This window comes from Paenibacillus odorifer (assembly GCF_000758725.1).
Lineage (GTDB): Bacteria > Bacillota > Bacilli > Paenibacillales > Paenibacillaceae > Paenibacillus_AQ > Paenibacillus_AQ odorifer.
The window spans coordinates 5822925-5838042 of the sequence record NZ_CP009428.1 but is presented as its reverse complement, the minus strand read 5'-3'; the positions used below and the strand labels follow the sequence as shown (position 1 = coordinate 5838042).

Below are 15118 nucleotides of genomic sequence, written 5' to 3'. Positions count from 1 at the left end.
TATGGAGAGAAAAAAATTCAGATTTAGAAAAGTAGTGAATGATATTCCCTTGAATTATAAATTTTCCCTTATTTATATCATAGGTGTTCTTCTCCCTATCATTATTATTAACCTTGTTTTTTTGGATCGGATTTCCGATCTGATCAAATCCAGAGAGCAGCAGAACCTGGAGATATCCTTAGAAAGAGCCCGAAAGGATATTCATGATTTCATTGAAGGTGGGGTAGCTGTCAGCTATACGCTTTCTGCTGATAAGAACCTGTATGAATTGCTTGAGCGGACGTATGGGAACTCTATTGAATTTTATGACACTTTTGATGAACAGCTGAGAGACCGCATGAACAGCTATATGCCGGTGAATAATCAGATTGAACGGATTACTGTATTTACGAACAATGATTCCATTGTTTCCGGCAGCAACTATCAGGTCATCAATGAAAAGGTAATGAATAGTGAATGGTATAAGCAGTCGAAGGCTGCGGATAAACATCTGTTTCTTGCCGCTTATCATATGAGTGATACCTCTAGTGTGATTTCTACAGCGCCTTATTTGAGTGTTATTGAGCGAATGGACGCTTACAGCTCATACAATAAGTTTGAAAAGCTGCTTAGAATTGATTTGGATCTCAGTAAAATATATGACGTGATTATCAGAGAAAAAGATTACTTGAGTCTTTATTTAGTTAACGAGCAGGACGAGATTATTATGTCTGCACAAAGCGGCTATCAAAGAGGCACCGCGGAACCTTATCCCGTGTTCAAGCTGCAGGATGATGAGCGCAAGGAGGACGTTCATATTGTACCCGTCGGCGGAGCTAGTTATATAAAGGGCTGGCGGATAATAGGAATTACACAAGGTGAGCGTATTACCCAAGCGATAATGGAGATTCGGATTTATGCAGGGATTCTGGCGTCCATTGTCACGCTAATCACAACCGCTTTTTTATATGTGATGTTAAGATCCTATAATTATCGGGTGAAACGGTTATCCAGACATATGCAGAAAGTATCCAATGAGAAATTTGAGCTGATTCGAATCGATGAAGGCCAGGATGAGATCGGGGGACTGATCCGTAATTTTAACAGGATGACCACTACCATTAATTCCTTGATCAATGATGTATATAAACTGGAGATTCAAAAAAATAATCTGGAGATGGAAAGAGTAAGAGCTGAACTGAATTTTCTGCAAAGCCAGATGAATCCGCATTTTCTGTTTAATACGTTAAATGCCATTTTGGTGGTCTGTACTAAAAATAATTATTCGGATGTTACAGATATTATTAAGAGTTTATCCAAATTACTTAGACGGCTGCTGAGCTGGAAAGAAGATCTCGTCACTCTGGAAGAAGAAATGACTTTCATCGAGATGTATTTAAAAATTGAAAAATTCCGGTTCCGGGATAAATTTGATTATCAATTTGAGATCGATGAGCAGTCGCTTCAATATAAGATTCCCAAGCTAAGCATGCAGCCGCTCGTTGAGAATTCCTGCAAACATGGTCTACAGGCCATAGAGGGACTTGGTGTGATAAAAGTGAAGACGTTAGTGGAGGAGGGACGCTTAAAAGTTACCGTCTCTGATAACGGTAAAGGGATAGAGCCAGAGAAGCTGCAAGAATTATTAGGTAATGTGCAAAATGAAGCGTCTTCGGGAACGAATATCGGAATCCGCAACGTGTACCGCCGATTAGAATTGTATTATGAAGATCAGGTCCGTTTTGATATCAGCAGCGTTCCGGATGAAGGGACCATTGTCACTTTTGATATTCCATTAAAACTCCTGGAACGGAAGAATAGCTAGAAAGTGAGGGACCCCCTATGAAATACAAAGTATTGTTGATCGATGATGAGCCTAGTGCGCTTGAAGCGATGCAGCTATGGATTGATTGGCAGGAGCTTGGCTTTGAGGTATGTGGAACCTCCAGCAATGGCAAAGAGGGGCTGGAGTTAATGAAACAGCTCGAACCAGATCTTGTAATTACGGATGTTAATATGCCGCTAATGAATGGGCTGGAGATGGTCGCAGCTTGGCAACGAGCTGAGATTAAGGAGATTAAGTTTGCCATACTAAGTGGTTATAGTGAGTTTGAATATGCCAAGACAGCTATACACTATGGAATTAATCATTATCTGATGAAGCCAGTGTTTCCAGAAGAAGCGGCAGAAGAATTACTGGAGATTTATCAGGAGCTGGAGCAGGAAGCTCAGAAGCGCAGTTTAAATCAAATAGCCTCCGCGGAGGAGGCTGTTTCTCTCCTGAAAGGAATACTGCATGAGAAAGCTGAGCAGTCGAATCAGGAGGTACTTAACCGATTATCGGAAGGGAAAAGCCATTGGAATATTTGTCTGATACAGACAGAGCCGGTTTTATATACAGAGATCAGAGAGCAAGCCTCAGCCCTCCTAACCGATAAAGATTCGATGTTTCTGATGGATCTGGAGAGTCATTGTTTTGGAATCGTATACGGATACAATTCATTGTCCACTGAGGGAGCTGTGATCGATCAGATCGCAACTCCCTTGCTGAATGAACACCCTAAACAAGCTTTGTATATTGCAGCTGGCGCTGGCGTAGGCTCCTTGCTTCAGATCGGGAACAGTTACCGAACGGCGAAAGAAGCATTAATGTATTATTTTTATTATCCTGAAAATGCAGAGGTCCTGAGTTATCAAGAGATTAAGGATAGTCCCTTCAGTTATCATTATGATCAAATTCAACTGATGGATGACTTGATAAGACCTATTAATACGCTGGACTCCGCAGATTTTAGCCAAGCTGTGAACTCGGCAGCCCGCAGTTTCCGTGAGCAGCGCATCGCTCCAGAGGTTGTGAAGAAAATTGTTATTCATATGATGTATAAGATTATTGAGTTTACCTCGGAAGCCAGTGAAGTCCATGAGTCCTCCTTATCTAATCAAATTAGAATTCCCGCGATGTTAGACTCAATGATCACCTTGACGGACTTAATGCGTAATTTGCTATTCTGCGGTGAGGCCAGTATTGATATCCTTCTTAAGGAACAAAACCTAAGATCACAGGGGATTGTTCAGGAGATTAACAATTATATTGAAGAGCATTTTCGCGAATGTCTTACCATTAAGAGGCTATCAGAGGTGTTTTTCCTGCACCCGGTATATCTGGGACAATTATTGATCAAGAAGAACGGAATTAACTTCAATGAACAGCTGCATAACCTCCGAATAAAAGAGGCAGTACATTTACTTCAACAAAATAAGTTAAAAAATAGTGAAATCGCTGAGAAAGTGGGCTATGGCAATTATAGTCAGTTCCTCAAGCAATTTGAAAAAAAACTACATATGAGTCCTAACGAATTTAAAAACACTAATACCTAAACTTTTTGGGGGTACATCTTTAATTCTGGCGTATTTTCAGAAGATTATCACCTCTATAATTTAACTTGTAAGGGCTTACAACATTGTTACACCAACAAATATATGGAGGTGCTTTATGGGGGGCAGGTTAATATCCAAATGGAAACTTAGTCTGATTGCTGTGTTATCCCTAAGCTTTACCTTAGCAGGGTGCGGAGGAAATAACAGCAACAATACGACGGCTAAGGGGGAAGACAAACCAGCAGAAACAGCCACTTCAACTGCAGCAGGAACAAATTCTGATAAGATTGAACCTTTCGAAATTAGTATCTTTCTTGGAGAAGCAGGCCAGCAACCAACACCAGATAATAAAATTTATAAAATGATTAAAGAAAAAACAGGCGCCTCATTCAATTTCGAATTCTTGGCAGGAGATCTTAAACAGAAGCTTGGCGTTATGATTGCCGGTTCGGATTATCCAGATCTAATGAGTTCTAATACCCAACTGACGGCAGCAGGTGCATTTATTCCTCTCGAGGACTTGATTGAAGAACACGCTCCAAATTTGAAAGCGCATTACGCAGCTTACTGGAACATGATGAAGGATCCAAATGATGGACATATTTATACACTTCCAAACTATGGTGCGTATAACGGTGATGTGAATTCAACCTATTACTCTGGCCCAGCTTTCTGGATTCAGAAAGCTGTACTTAAAGATGCTGGCTATCCAGTGGTTAAAACTTTGGATGAGTATTTCGATCTTATCGTTAAGTATAAAGAGAAGAATCCAACCATTGATGGACAACCAACAGTTGGGTTTGAAATTCATAACAAAGACTGGAGAAACTGGGGATTGTTTAACGCTCCTCAGCATCTGATCGGACATCCTAATGATGGCGGAGTAGTGGTTAAGGATAACGTGGCAGAAATCTTTGCGGATAAAGACTATGCTAAGCAGTACTATAAGAAGCTTAATGATATGAATGCATTGGGTATTATTGATAAAGAAGCATTTACAATGGATTATGACCAATATTTAGCTAAATTGTCCAGCGGAGCCGTTCTAGGAATGTTTGATCAGCACTGGAACTTTGGTAAAGCAGAAGATTCACTCAAGACTCAAGAAAAAGATATGAGAACTTATGTAGGTCTGCCTCTTGTGTATGATACCAACACCAAAGATTATTATCTGGATCGCCCTGCGCTTAACTTGAATAATGGATTCGGGATTACTATCAATGCTAAGGATCCAGTGAGAATCCTTAAACTTATGGACACATTGATTCAAGAAGATTGGCAAAAAACTCTCACTTGGGGTATTGAAGGCGAAGATTATATTGTGGAAAACGGCCGCTTTATGAGAACCCAAGAACAACGGGATAACGCAGTTGATGCTACTTGGAAGCTGAGTAACAAAGCAGAAGCTTGGTATGCTACCGCTCCGAAAATGCAAGGGTACTTTGCAGACGGTAACTCAACGGATGCGGCAGCCCAACCAGAAGAATATAAGGCAGGATTGGAAGCGTTTGACAAGGAAGTCCTCGACGCATATGGATTCAACAGTTATGTAGATTTCTTCAGTAAGCCTGGACCGAATCCAGTAGCTTACCCTGCTTGGTCCATAGATCTTGTTGAAAATTCTCCAGCAAAAATTGCCGATACGAAGATGGGAGAAGTTAAAACCAAGTTCTTGCCAAAAGCAATCTTGGCTAGTCCTTCCGATTTCGATAAAGTTTGGGCTGAATTTGTTAAAGAACTTAATAAAGCGGATGTTAAAGCCTACGAAGACAGAATCAATGAACAGCTTAAATGGAGATTTGATACTTGGAGTGTTAAATAGTTAGAGCATGCTTAAAAATCAGAAAGTGGTGGCTTATTAGCCAACCACTTTCTGAAATATATGGATGATGTGGGGAGAAAATATATGGATGAGATTTTAACGGGAAAAAAAGTTAACCGGCATCCTAAAAGAAAAAAGAAGCAACCTATTACTATGAATTTGATTAAGAATCAGAAACAGCTAATTTGGATGTCGGTTCCATTGCTGCTTTATATTATATTATTTGCTTATGTTCCCGTCTGGGGATGGACCATGGCTTTTCAGGATTATAAACCAGCTAAGGCTTTTGGCGAACAAACGTGGGTTGGCTTGAAACACTTCAAGTTTCTATTTACGGACGATACCTTTTTAAGGGTACTACGAAACACACTGGCTATGGGATTAATTAATTTCTTTCTAGGATTTATAACCGCAATAACATTGGCCTTACTTCTTAATGAAATCAAAAATGTATTTTGGAAAAGAACCGTGCAGACCATATCCTACTTACCTCACTTCCTCTCTTGGATTATTGTAACAGGGATTGTAGGTGTCTCCCTCTCGGTTAACGACGGGATTATCAACATCGTACTCATGAAATTACATCTTATCGATTCACCGATTCTTTGGTTGAGTGAAGGGAAGTATTTCTGGGGTATTGTGGGTGCTTCAACCGTCTGGAAAGAGGTTGGATGGAGTACTATCATCTACTTGGCTGCTATTGCTTCTATAGATCCAGCTTTATATGAGGCTGCTGAGATTGATGGGGCTAACCGGTACAAAAAAATGTTCAATGTAACATTGCCGGGAATTAGACCAACCATTGTAATCCTGATGATAATGTCCATAGGACATGTACTGGATGTCGGATTTGAGGTTCCGTACTTATTAGGGAACGGGCTTACTGTAGACTGGTCGGATACGATTGATATATTTGTATTGAAATACGGGATTGGGCAAGGGAATTATTCCTTAGCTACTGCGGGTGGTATATTTAAAACAGTCGTAAGTGTAACGTTGCTGCTATTAGCTAACTGGACTTCGAAGCGGCTAGGGGAAGAGAGGCTGTTATAATCATGGAAAAAACTCAATTGATTCCTCAAAAATCTCCAAAAAGTAATGCTGGAAAACGGATGAGAAATTTGGGGTTCGAACCCGTAGTGTTCGGCACCTTCAATACTATATTTATGGTTTGTCTAGTTATTGTTACCTTGTATCCATTCCTGAATACTATAGCAGTCTCCTTTAATGCGGGGAATGATACCATCCGCGGCGGCATTTATCTATGGCCTAGAGAGTGGACCATACAAAACTACAAGGCAGTTTTTGCCTCTGGTACAATTATTCCTGCTTTTTGGATTTCGGTAGCACGAACAGTGATATCTACGATCCTGAATCTATTTTTAACCACAATGCTTGCTTATACTTTAAGCCGGAAAGAATATGTTTTCCGCAAACAGATTACCTTTATTTTCGTCCTAACCATGTATTTTAATGCGGGTCTGATTCCAAACTATTTCCTAATTAAGGATCTTCATTTGATTAATACGTTTTGGGTATATGTAATACCGACTATGATAAGTGCATTTAATATGATCGTCATCCGTACTTACATTGGCGGCTTGCATGAAAGTCTTATGGAATCCGCGAGAATCGACGGTGCAGGTGAATTCAAGATTTTCATGAAAGTAGTCTTCCCTTTGTGTAAACCTGTTCTTGCTACCATCGCCCTTTTTGTCGCGGTAGGTGCATGGAACGCATGGTTTGATGCTTTTATCTACACTTCTTCCCGCCAACACTTGAGTACATTGCAATATGAATTAATGAAACTAATATCATCTAGTATGAATGCGAACAGTAACGCAAGTGTAGCTAACGGGGCAGGGGTAACTGCAGAGTCAGCGGGGTCAATGGTTACTCCAAAGTCCATTCGTGCAGCCGTTACTATTGTTGCTTCGGTTCCAATTTTGCTAGTCTATCCATTCATGCAAAAGTATTTTGTAGTTGGAATGAACGTAGGAAGCGTGAAGGAATAAGGAGCTTGCAATCACTATTAAGTAATAGGAAGGTTGTCTGTTAAATTATGACCCCATCTTCAATCACATACACGAATCCGATACTTCCAGGCTTCTATCCTGATCCAAGTATCATCCGGGCAGGGGATGACTACTATTTAGTTTGCAGCTCCTTTGAGTATTTCCCTGGCGTACCTATTTTTCATAGTCAGGATTTGATTCACTGGACCCAAATAGGTCATGTGCTCAATCGTGTAAGTCAGCTGGATACACGTAAAAGCAAGAGCTCTGGAGGGATATTTGCCCCAACGATCCGGTATCATGAAGGAACGTTTTACATGATAACGACCGAAATACACGGGAAAGGGAATTTCTATGTTACGGCTACGGATCCTGCGGGTCCGTGGTCAGATCCGATTAGTATTCCTTATGGAGGAATTGACCCTTCTCTAATGTTTGATGAGGATGGAAAGGTTTATGTAACCACCCAGCAGGGGGCAGATTATGACTCCCATGCCATCCAATATGAGATAGATATTGCTACGGGAGCAGCGTTAACAGAACCTGTTGTCATCTGGACTGGGGATGGTGGACCTTGGACGGAAGGCCCCCATTTGTACAAAATAAATGGAATGTACTATATCATGACGGCTTCAGGAGGAACGGCAAAGGAACATCGGGAGATCATTGGCCGCAGCTCCTCTCCTTATGGACCATTTGAACGATTGCCGCATCCGATATTGACGCACAGCGGTACTGATAATCCCATTCAGTATTTAGGGCATGCCGATTTGATTGAGGATCGTAACGGGGATTGGTGGGCCGTATTCCTTGGAGTAAGACTAGTAGATGCAAAATTTACTGTGCTTGGAAGAGAGACTTTCCTTGCTCCCGTAAGCTGGACTGAAGACGGATGGCCGATGATCGATAATAATGAAGACACTGTCGGACTGGAAATGAAGGTTTCACGTGTACCTGGTCAATCACCAAAACCTGAGACTAGTGGAAGATATGATTTTGATGAACATGTATTGCCGCTGGGATTAGCCTTTCTGCGGAATCCGGCTGAGGGAAGCTGGTCCTTAAACGAACGGCAGGGATGGTTATCTCTTCGAGGACAACCGAAAGGTCTCAGTGAAGTAGGCCAAGTGGCTTTTGTAGGCAGAAGACAGCAGCATACTTCAGCAGAATGGAGCACACTGCTTGAAATGCCTTCATCTATTGCTGATGTGGAGGCTGGACTTTGCGCCAGATTAGATGAGAACGCTCATTATGAAATTGGACTTGTTCAAAAAAACGGCCAAAGAGTGATTACAGCTCATGTGACCATGGATGGAATAACCCATACAGCGGCAGAGATTCCAACTACTGCCGAGCGAATTTATTTGAAAGCTAAGGCTGAGCTTAACGAATACAGCTTCCTGTATTCTTTGGATGGGCAGGAGTGGAATACGCTATCAACAGCGGCAGCTTATCCATTATCCCCCCAAGCCGTAAAAGGAAATGGATTTACGGGTGTTCTTATCGGCTTATATGCGACAGGTCATGGCAAGGTAGCTGAGGTGCCTGCCTACTTCGATTGGTTCGATTATCAGTCTTAATTATTAGAATACTGATATAAATGCGTTTGTCAGGAGGGAACTTGTTGAGACAAGCTAGTGATTACACAGAACCTGTTCTAAAAACAATATTTGCTGAGGATTTCAAAATTGGCGCAGCCGTTAACCCGTTGACGATACAATCACAGGAGCATTTGCTCGCCTATCATTTCAATAGCATTACCGCTGAGAATGAGATGAAGTTTGAAAGTCTGCATCCGCTTGAAGACATTTATAACTTTAAACTAGCAGATCAGTTGGTTGCCTTCGCCCGAAAACATCATATGGCTATGCGTGGGCATACTTTAGTCTGGCATAACCAGACTACGGACTGGTTGTTTGAGGATAAGATGGGCGGGCGTGTAAGCAAAGAGACATTGCTTGCACGGCTCAAATCACATATTCAGACCGTGGTTGGGCGTTACAAGGAAGATATCTATGCTTGGGATGTTGTAAATGAAGTTATTGCAGATGAAGGAGAAGAACTTCTTCGCCAGTCAAAGTGGCTGGATATTGTCGGACCGGAGTTTATCGGCAAAGCGTTTGAATTCGCTCATGAAGCCGATCCAAAGGCTTTGTTATTCTACAACGACTATAACGAGTCTAATCCCCTTAAGCGCGACAAAATCTATAAAATGGTGAAGTCGCTGCTGGAACAGGAAGTACCGATCCATGGCGTCGGATTGCAAGCGCACTGGAATCTATACGATCCGGACTTAGATGAAATACGTGCTGCTATTGAGAAGTATGCATCTTTAGGGCTTCAGCTCCAATTGACAGAGCTGGATGTGTCCATGTTCCGTTTCGATGACAAACGAATGGATTTAAAGGTTGCACCTGCCGAACTGCTCGAGCTGCAGGCAGAGCGGTATGAAGCGATGTTTGCTCTGTTGAAAGAATACCGCGACGTGATTAGCTCAGTCACTTTCTGGGGAGCAGCGGATGACTATACATGGCTGGACGGCTTCCCTGTTCGGGGACGGAAAAATTGGCCATTTCTATTCGATGAGCAGCATAATCCTAAGCCGGCTTATCATCAATTGCTTAACGCTGTCACCAAATTATAGAGCGGGTAATCTGCTCAAGCTTGCGAATTTTGAACCCGTCCTTTTTAATCCAGGGCGGGTTATTTATACGGGAGGAATATACATGACAAATACCGCTTATGAGGCTTGGCTCAACTATGGCAAGCTGAAATCTGGATCTCTATACAATCAATATTTAAATTGGTGTGGTGAGTTGGTTGTAACGGAGGACAACGAGACGATTCAGGCAGCAGCCGCGGAATTCATACAGGGGATGACCTCTATGCTGGGCAAAGCGCCACTGCTCACAGCGCAACCAGAAGGACCGTGTATCGTTATAGGAACCTTCCAAGGGGGGAATCCGTTAATTGGTAGAGTATTCGGAGGAGAGCGAACCGATTCACTAGGTCCTGAAGGTTTCCTTATACGTACAAACGCTACTGAGCGATGTATCGCTATCGGTGCTTTAACGTCTGTTGGAATTTTGTATGGTGTATTCCATCTTTTACGGCTGATAGGAACAGAAAGCGAGATAGACGCTCTAGATTTATCTATGAATCCGGTGAACGGCCTGCGAATGATTAATCACTGGGATAATTTTGATGGCAGTATTGAACGTGGCTATGCTGGACGCTCCTTTTTTTACGAGTCCAATCAATTTCTTAACGATACAAAGCGGCTACGTGATTATGCCAGATTAATGTCCTCTGTGGGGATCAACGCGATTTCGATTAACAATGTGAATGTTCATGAGCTTGAATCTCTATTTATAACGGAGCAATATTTGCCTGATATCGCGTTGATTGCAGGAATATTCCGCGTATACGGGATTAAGCTATTCCTCAGTGCTAACTTCGCCAGCCCGATACAGATCGGAGCATTGGACACAGCTGATCCTCTGGACCCAGCGGTGCGGAAATGGTGGAAAGATAAGGCTAGTGAGGTTTATCGGGCGATACCTGATTTTGGCGGGTTTGTGGTCAAAGCGGATTCAGAAAATCGACCAGGACCATTCACTTACGGACGTGACCATGCAGATGGCGCCAACATGCTGGGAGAAGCACTGGAGCCGTTTGGCGGAATCGTGATTTGGCGTTGTTTCGTATATAACTGCAAGCAGGATTGGCGTGACCGTAAGACAGATCGGGCCAGAGCGGCATATGATCATTTCAAACCATTGGATGGCCGGTTTAATGATAATGTAGTGCTGCAAATCAAGAATGGACCGATGGATTTTCAAGTTAGAGAACCGGTATCTCCGCTGTTTGGCGCACTGGAACATACCAATCATCTGATGGAGTTTCAGATTGCTCAAGAATATACGGGGCAGCAGCGGCATCTCTGTTATCTTGTTCCACAGTGGAAAGAAGTCCTTGATTTCAATACTTATGCCAAAGGGCAAACTACGCTTGTGAAACATATTGTGGACGGATCGGTGTGGGGAAATAAGTATAATGGTGTGGCTGCTGTAACTAATGTTGGAGATGACATGAACTGGACGGGGCATGGGTTAGCTCAAGCTAATCTGTATGGATATGGAAGATTAATTTGGAATCCGGAGCTGACGGCAAAAGAAATAGCTGAGGAATGGATTCGGCTTACCTTTGGCACTGATGAAGGTCTAGTGGCTGCTATTCGCGGGATGTTGATGGACTCATGGAGGATTTACGAATCTTACACAGCTCCATTAGGTGTGGGTTGGATGGTTAATCCGGATCATCATTATGGGCCGAATGTGGATGGGTATGAATACGCCAAGTGGGGAACGTACCATTATGCGGATCATAAAGGCATTGGTGTGGATCGTTCAGTCAAATCGGGAACGGGTTATAGTGGACAGTATATGGGTCTTAATGCATCAAACTATGAGAATCTAGCGTCTTGTCCAGAAGAGCTGTTGCTGTTCTTTCATCATGTTCCATACACGCATGTTCTGCAATCGGGGCAAACGGTTATACAACATATTTACGATACTCATTTCGAGGGGGCAGAGCAGGCTGCACAGCTTCTAGCGACATGGGAATCACTTGAAGGCAGCGTGGATAGTGGATTGTATATGCAAGTGAAGCAACGTCTTGAAGAGCAAGCAGAGCATGCGCAGGAATGGAGAGATCGGATCAATACGTATTTTTACCGCAAGAGCGGAATTGAGGATCTTAAAGGCAGAAAGATTTATTAGATTTCGAATCGAGGGATGATGATAGTGAGCCTCACGATTAGAGCGATTATGGAAGATTTAATGGGAACTGTGGAACAGGTAGAAGGCACTGTCGATATTCTGAACCCAGGGGAACCGGAAACTGAAGTCACAGGGATTATTACGGCCTTCTCTGCCACACAAAATGTTGTGGAGCAAGCAATAGCGTTAGGAGCCAATTTGCTGATCACGCATGAAGGTGTATTTTATAGCCATCATGCGGCGAGCGAGTGGTTAGAAGGTGATCCGGTTTATCATGCGAAAAAAAGTCTGATCGAACATTCCCAAATTGCTATTTTTCGTTATCATGATTATTGGCATCGGCAAAAGCCGGATGGAATTATGGTGGGTTTGCTGGGAGAACTAGATTGGTCCGCATACGTGGAAGAGCAGCAAGCAGCTGCTACGATTCTCACTATTCCTGCTATGACTGTACTGGAAGCTGCTCAGTATATTAAAAGTAAGCTAGGGATCTCTTATGTACGCGCTGCTGGTGACCTGTCTCTGTCCTGCAAACGCGTAGGGATATTAGTAGGTTACAGAGGAGGCGGGACGATGGCTATTCCGCATTTTAATGATCACAATCTTGATTTAATTATTGCTGGAGAGGGACCAGAGTGGGAGACTCCGGAATATGTGCGGGATGCAGGGCACCAAGGCAGATCTAAAGCGCTCATCATGTTAGGTCATGCGGAGAGTGAAGCGCCGGGAATGAAATATTTAGCTGAAATCTTAGCAGACAAATATCCCATGCTTCCTAGCCGGTTCATTGCTGAACAACCCATCTATCAGATGGTTTAATCTGGGGAAATAAAGAGTACGGAATAAATAAACATATTATGGAGAAAATGAAGGGAAACAGGTCACTGAGAAAGGAGTGTTTCAATGGAAATTCCTTTGGAGGCTGATGAAGTATTAAGTCGGATCAAAAAGCTGCAAAGCGACGGAAGCTCGATCAGTAAAAAACAAGTAAAGCAGAGCGATCCTGAGCTTATGAGAAGTGCGCTGTTCTTTTTTCCAAGCTGGGAGCATGCATTGAAAAACGCCGATCTTTTGTAGCCATAGTATTGTAAGAGGAAGCTAAGTGGACAGGGGAATATCTCTGATTCTGCTTAGCTTTTTTCATATCTCCAGTGAAAAGGATGGCCTTTATATAGAAAGTACTGGTGTTTTAACCTCCGTTTGGCTTGGTTCAGAGCCATTTTCTTAAATAAAACGAGTAAACAAGAGCAAAAGAAAGAGAAAATGAAGAGTATGCTCAATATGAAATGAAAAGCATTGCTTTCAACATTATTTTGACCAGAGCCCTCCTTTACAAGCAAACCTTACAAGAGTATGATTCATCTCAGAACTGACAATTATCTTAAATTTACAATTACATAAGCAATCCGCTTAATTTCCGTTTCTGGAAAGCGGGGGAACCAACAACTGGCAGCCGATGTGAGAGTCGGCACTGGTTATGGGGTGAATCCTGTTCCGGGTGCATAACATGCATCCCTGCAGGTAGGGCAACTCTCACTGCCCGAATCCGACAGCTAACCTCGTAAGCGTATGGAGAGAGGATGAATGGCGTGTTTAGTGATGAATAGCCACAGAGAATCCCTCTGTGGTTTTTTGCTGCGTTTTTAAGCAGATATAGTCGTAGAATTTATTATGAAAGAGGTGTTACCTTTGCCTATCGCTAAACTGAACGGAACTTCGCTCTATTATGAAATCAATGGAACTGGCACTCCGGTTGTGTTTATCCATGGACATGGATTAACACACAGTATGTTCAAACCACAGCTGGAGTATTTTTCCGATAAATATAAAGTGATTTTGTGCGATTTACGGGGGAATGGTAAGTCTGGTAAACTGCTGGAGGCCCCACATGAGATTATTGAGACGCAATGTCTGGATTTGATTATGCTGTTGAATGACCTAGGTATCCGTGAAGCAGTTTTTGTAGGAATCGCCTATGGTGGCTTAGTCGTTCAGCATATTGCCAAACAATATCCTGAGCGTGTAAAAGCAATTGTGGTCGCAGACAGCTTCTGTAGGACTCACGGATCAACAATTGTAGGGAAAATACAAACTATGGCAGCATATTGCAGTTTGCTAATGTATTATCTCCCAAGCGAGCTGGTGTTGCCTTCGATTCGGATGATGTACCGAGAGCGCTGGAGTCTGGCCTACAATGAGATTAGAAGAGGGCTGCTGGACAAACGTCCCCGGGAGCTTTATCGGCAAAGGCTGGCTACGAGCCATGTTGATTACACCAGATGCTTAAAGGCTTTTAAACGTCCTGCTTTATGTATTGTAGGGGACTTTAATGAATTTGGAGTGAATTGTATGAAGGAAATGGTGTCCCAGCTGCCACATGCGCAGTTGGCGATTATTCCGAACGCATTAGATCCAAGTAATCTGTGCCAGCCGGAGCAATTCAATGCGATTCTTCAGCGTTTCTTGGAGAAGCAGCAGGGCAGTCAGCAGATTAGCTGATCTATAGGGAGACCTTTACAAGCGAAGCGTTTAAGTGGAAAAAGACGTCCCATAGCCAGGGGGAATGAGCTGGCTATGGGACGTCTTTCTGGGTAGAACTTTAAGGAAATTCTCCCTAAAGTGAAGGGGATTATGGCTTCTAGCACGTGAATTAGGGAAATTCTCCCTAAAGTGAAGGGAATTATGGCTCCTAGAACGTGGATTAGGGAAATCCTCCCTAATAATAGGATGTTTTTAGCCATAAATGGGTATTTGCATGAATTTTTAGGGAGGATTTCCCTAAAAACCTTATTTTAAAGCGATTATCGATGAATATTAGGGAGGATTTCCCTAATATAATGGATATCTAACTAAAGGCTGGCTCATCAGTAGTGAAATCTACGAATGAGCCAGCCTTTGGTATTTTACTAACCGGTGGATGTTGAACATTTACAAGCATATTGTACCTAGAACGCCACTTAATGTCCCTACCCTACCACAGCATCAAATATAGCTCACCCGACGTGGGAAAGAACAGTAGACTCTAAGTAGTGAAGGTAAGAGTATAGAAGGGGCGTAGTAAGCGGTTCACCCGACGTGGGAAAGAACAGTAGTCTCTAAGTAGTGAAGGTAAGAGTATAGAAGGGGCGTAGTAAGCAGCTCAC

General features: G+C 42.7%; 11 protein-coding genes and 1 riboswitch. All 11 genes read left to right on the top strand.

The genetic code is table 11. From position 1 onward, the window contains the following. Position 1 precedes the first annotated feature (1 nt). The gene (locus PODO_RS25410) at positions 2–1804 is read left to right on the top strand and encodes a sensor histidine kinase (RefSeq protein WP_036685623.1); all 1803 of its coding nucleotides are present in this window, start codon (positions 2–4) and stop codon (positions 1802–1804) included. 17 nt (positions 1805–1821) lie between these two features. Further along, a complete protein-coding gene (locus tag PODO_RS25405) occupies positions 1822–3357 on the top strand; it encodes a response regulator transcription factor (RefSeq protein WP_038573235.1) in 1536 nt (511 codons plus the stop codon). A gap of 115 nt (positions 3358–3472) precedes the next feature. Then, positions 3473–5179 carry a type 2 periplasmic-binding domain-containing protein gene (locus tag PODO_RS25400; protein WP_036685398.1) on the top strand — a complete coding sequence of 569 codons (1707 nt, stop codon included), beginning with the start codon at positions 3473–3475 and terminating at the stop codon, positions 5177–5179. 84 nt (positions 5180–5263) lie between these two features. Beyond that, complete coding sequence (locus PODO_RS25395; protein ID WP_036685395.1) at positions 5264–6232, top strand: ABC transporter permease; 969 nt, start codon at positions 5264–5266, stop codon at positions 6230–6232. Between the two features lie 59 nt (positions 6233–6291). Continuing rightward, positions 6292–7194, top strand: coding sequence for a carbohydrate ABC transporter permease (locus PODO_RS25390; protein ID WP_036685620.1), 903 nt, complete (start codon positions 6292–6294; stop codon positions 7192–7194). 47 nt (positions 7195–7241) lie between these two features. Then, positions 7242–8774, top strand: a complete 1533-nt coding sequence (locus PODO_RS25385) for a glycoside hydrolase family 43 protein (RefSeq protein ID WP_080742623.1) — start codon at positions 7242–7244, stop codon at positions 8772–8774. Between the two features lie 44 nt (positions 8775–8818). Continuing rightward, the gene (locus tag PODO_RS25380; RefSeq protein ID WP_038573234.1) at positions 8819–9838 is read left to right on the top strand and encodes an endo-1,4-beta-xylanase; all 1020 of its coding nucleotides are present in this window, start codon (positions 8819–8821) and stop codon (positions 9836–9838) included. 82 nt (positions 9839–9920) lie between these two features. Further along, on the top strand, positions 9921–11975 hold the full coding sequence (locus tag PODO_RS25375) for an alpha-glucuronidase family glycosyl hydrolase (RefSeq protein WP_038573233.1): 2055 nt from the start codon (positions 9921–9923) through the stop codon (positions 11973–11975). A 24-nt stretch (positions 11976–11999) separates the two neighbouring features. Continuing rightward, positions 12000–12794 (top strand): Nif3-like dinuclear metal center hexameric protein, encoded by a 795-nt coding sequence (locus tag PODO_RS25370; RefSeq protein ID WP_425311701.1) that lies wholly within the window; start codon positions 12000–12002, stop codon positions 12792–12794. Positions 12795–12878: 84 nt separating this feature from the next. Further along, positions 12879–13052: a hypothetical protein gene (locus PODO_RS31580; protein ID WP_169744809.1), complete on the top strand. Its 174-nt coding sequence runs from the start codon at positions 12879–12881 to the stop codon at positions 13050–13052. 320 nt (positions 13053–13372) lie between these two features. Then, a riboswitch (cyclic di-AMP (ydaO/yuaA leader) is annotated at positions 13373–13559 on the top strand. A gap of 105 nt (positions 13560–13664) precedes the next feature. Next, a complete protein-coding gene (locus PODO_RS25365; protein WP_036685387.1) occupies positions 13665–14474 on the top strand; it encodes an alpha/beta fold hydrolase in 810 nt (269 codons plus the stop codon). Positions 14475–15118 lie beyond the last annotated feature (644 nt).

Bases quoted from the DNA above. Each gene is read 5' to 3' on its own strand.
- PODO_RS25395 (WP_036685395.1), top strand. From the start codon at position 5,264: ATGGATGAGATTTTAACGGGAAAAAAAGTTAACCGGCATCCTAAAAGA.
- PODO_RS25405 (WP_038573235.1), top strand. From the start codon at position 1,822: ATGAAATACAAAGTATTGTTGATCGATGATGAGCCTAGTGCGCTTGAA.
- PODO_RS25400 (WP_036685398.1), top strand. From the start codon at position 3,473: ATGGGGGGCAGGTTAATATCCAAATGGAAACTTAGTCTGATTGCTGTG.
- PODO_RS31580 (WP_169744809.1), top strand. From the start codon at position 12,879: ATGGAAATTCCTTTGGAGGCTGATGAAGTATTAAGTCGGATCAAAAAG.
- PODO_RS25390 (WP_036685620.1), top strand. From the start codon at position 6,292: ATGAGAAATTTGGGGTTCGAACCCGTAGTGTTCGGCACCTTCAATACT.
- PODO_RS25410 (WP_036685623.1), top strand. From the start codon at position 2: ATGGAGAGAAAAAAATTCAGATTTAGAAAAGTAGTGAATGATATTCCC.
- PODO_RS25385 (WP_080742623.1), top strand. From the start codon at position 7,242: ATGACCCCATCTTCAATCACATACACGAATCCGATACTTCCAGGCTTC.
- PODO_RS25375 (WP_038573233.1), top strand. From the start codon at position 9,921: ATGACAAATACCGCTTATGAGGCTTGGCTCAACTATGGCAAGCTGAAA.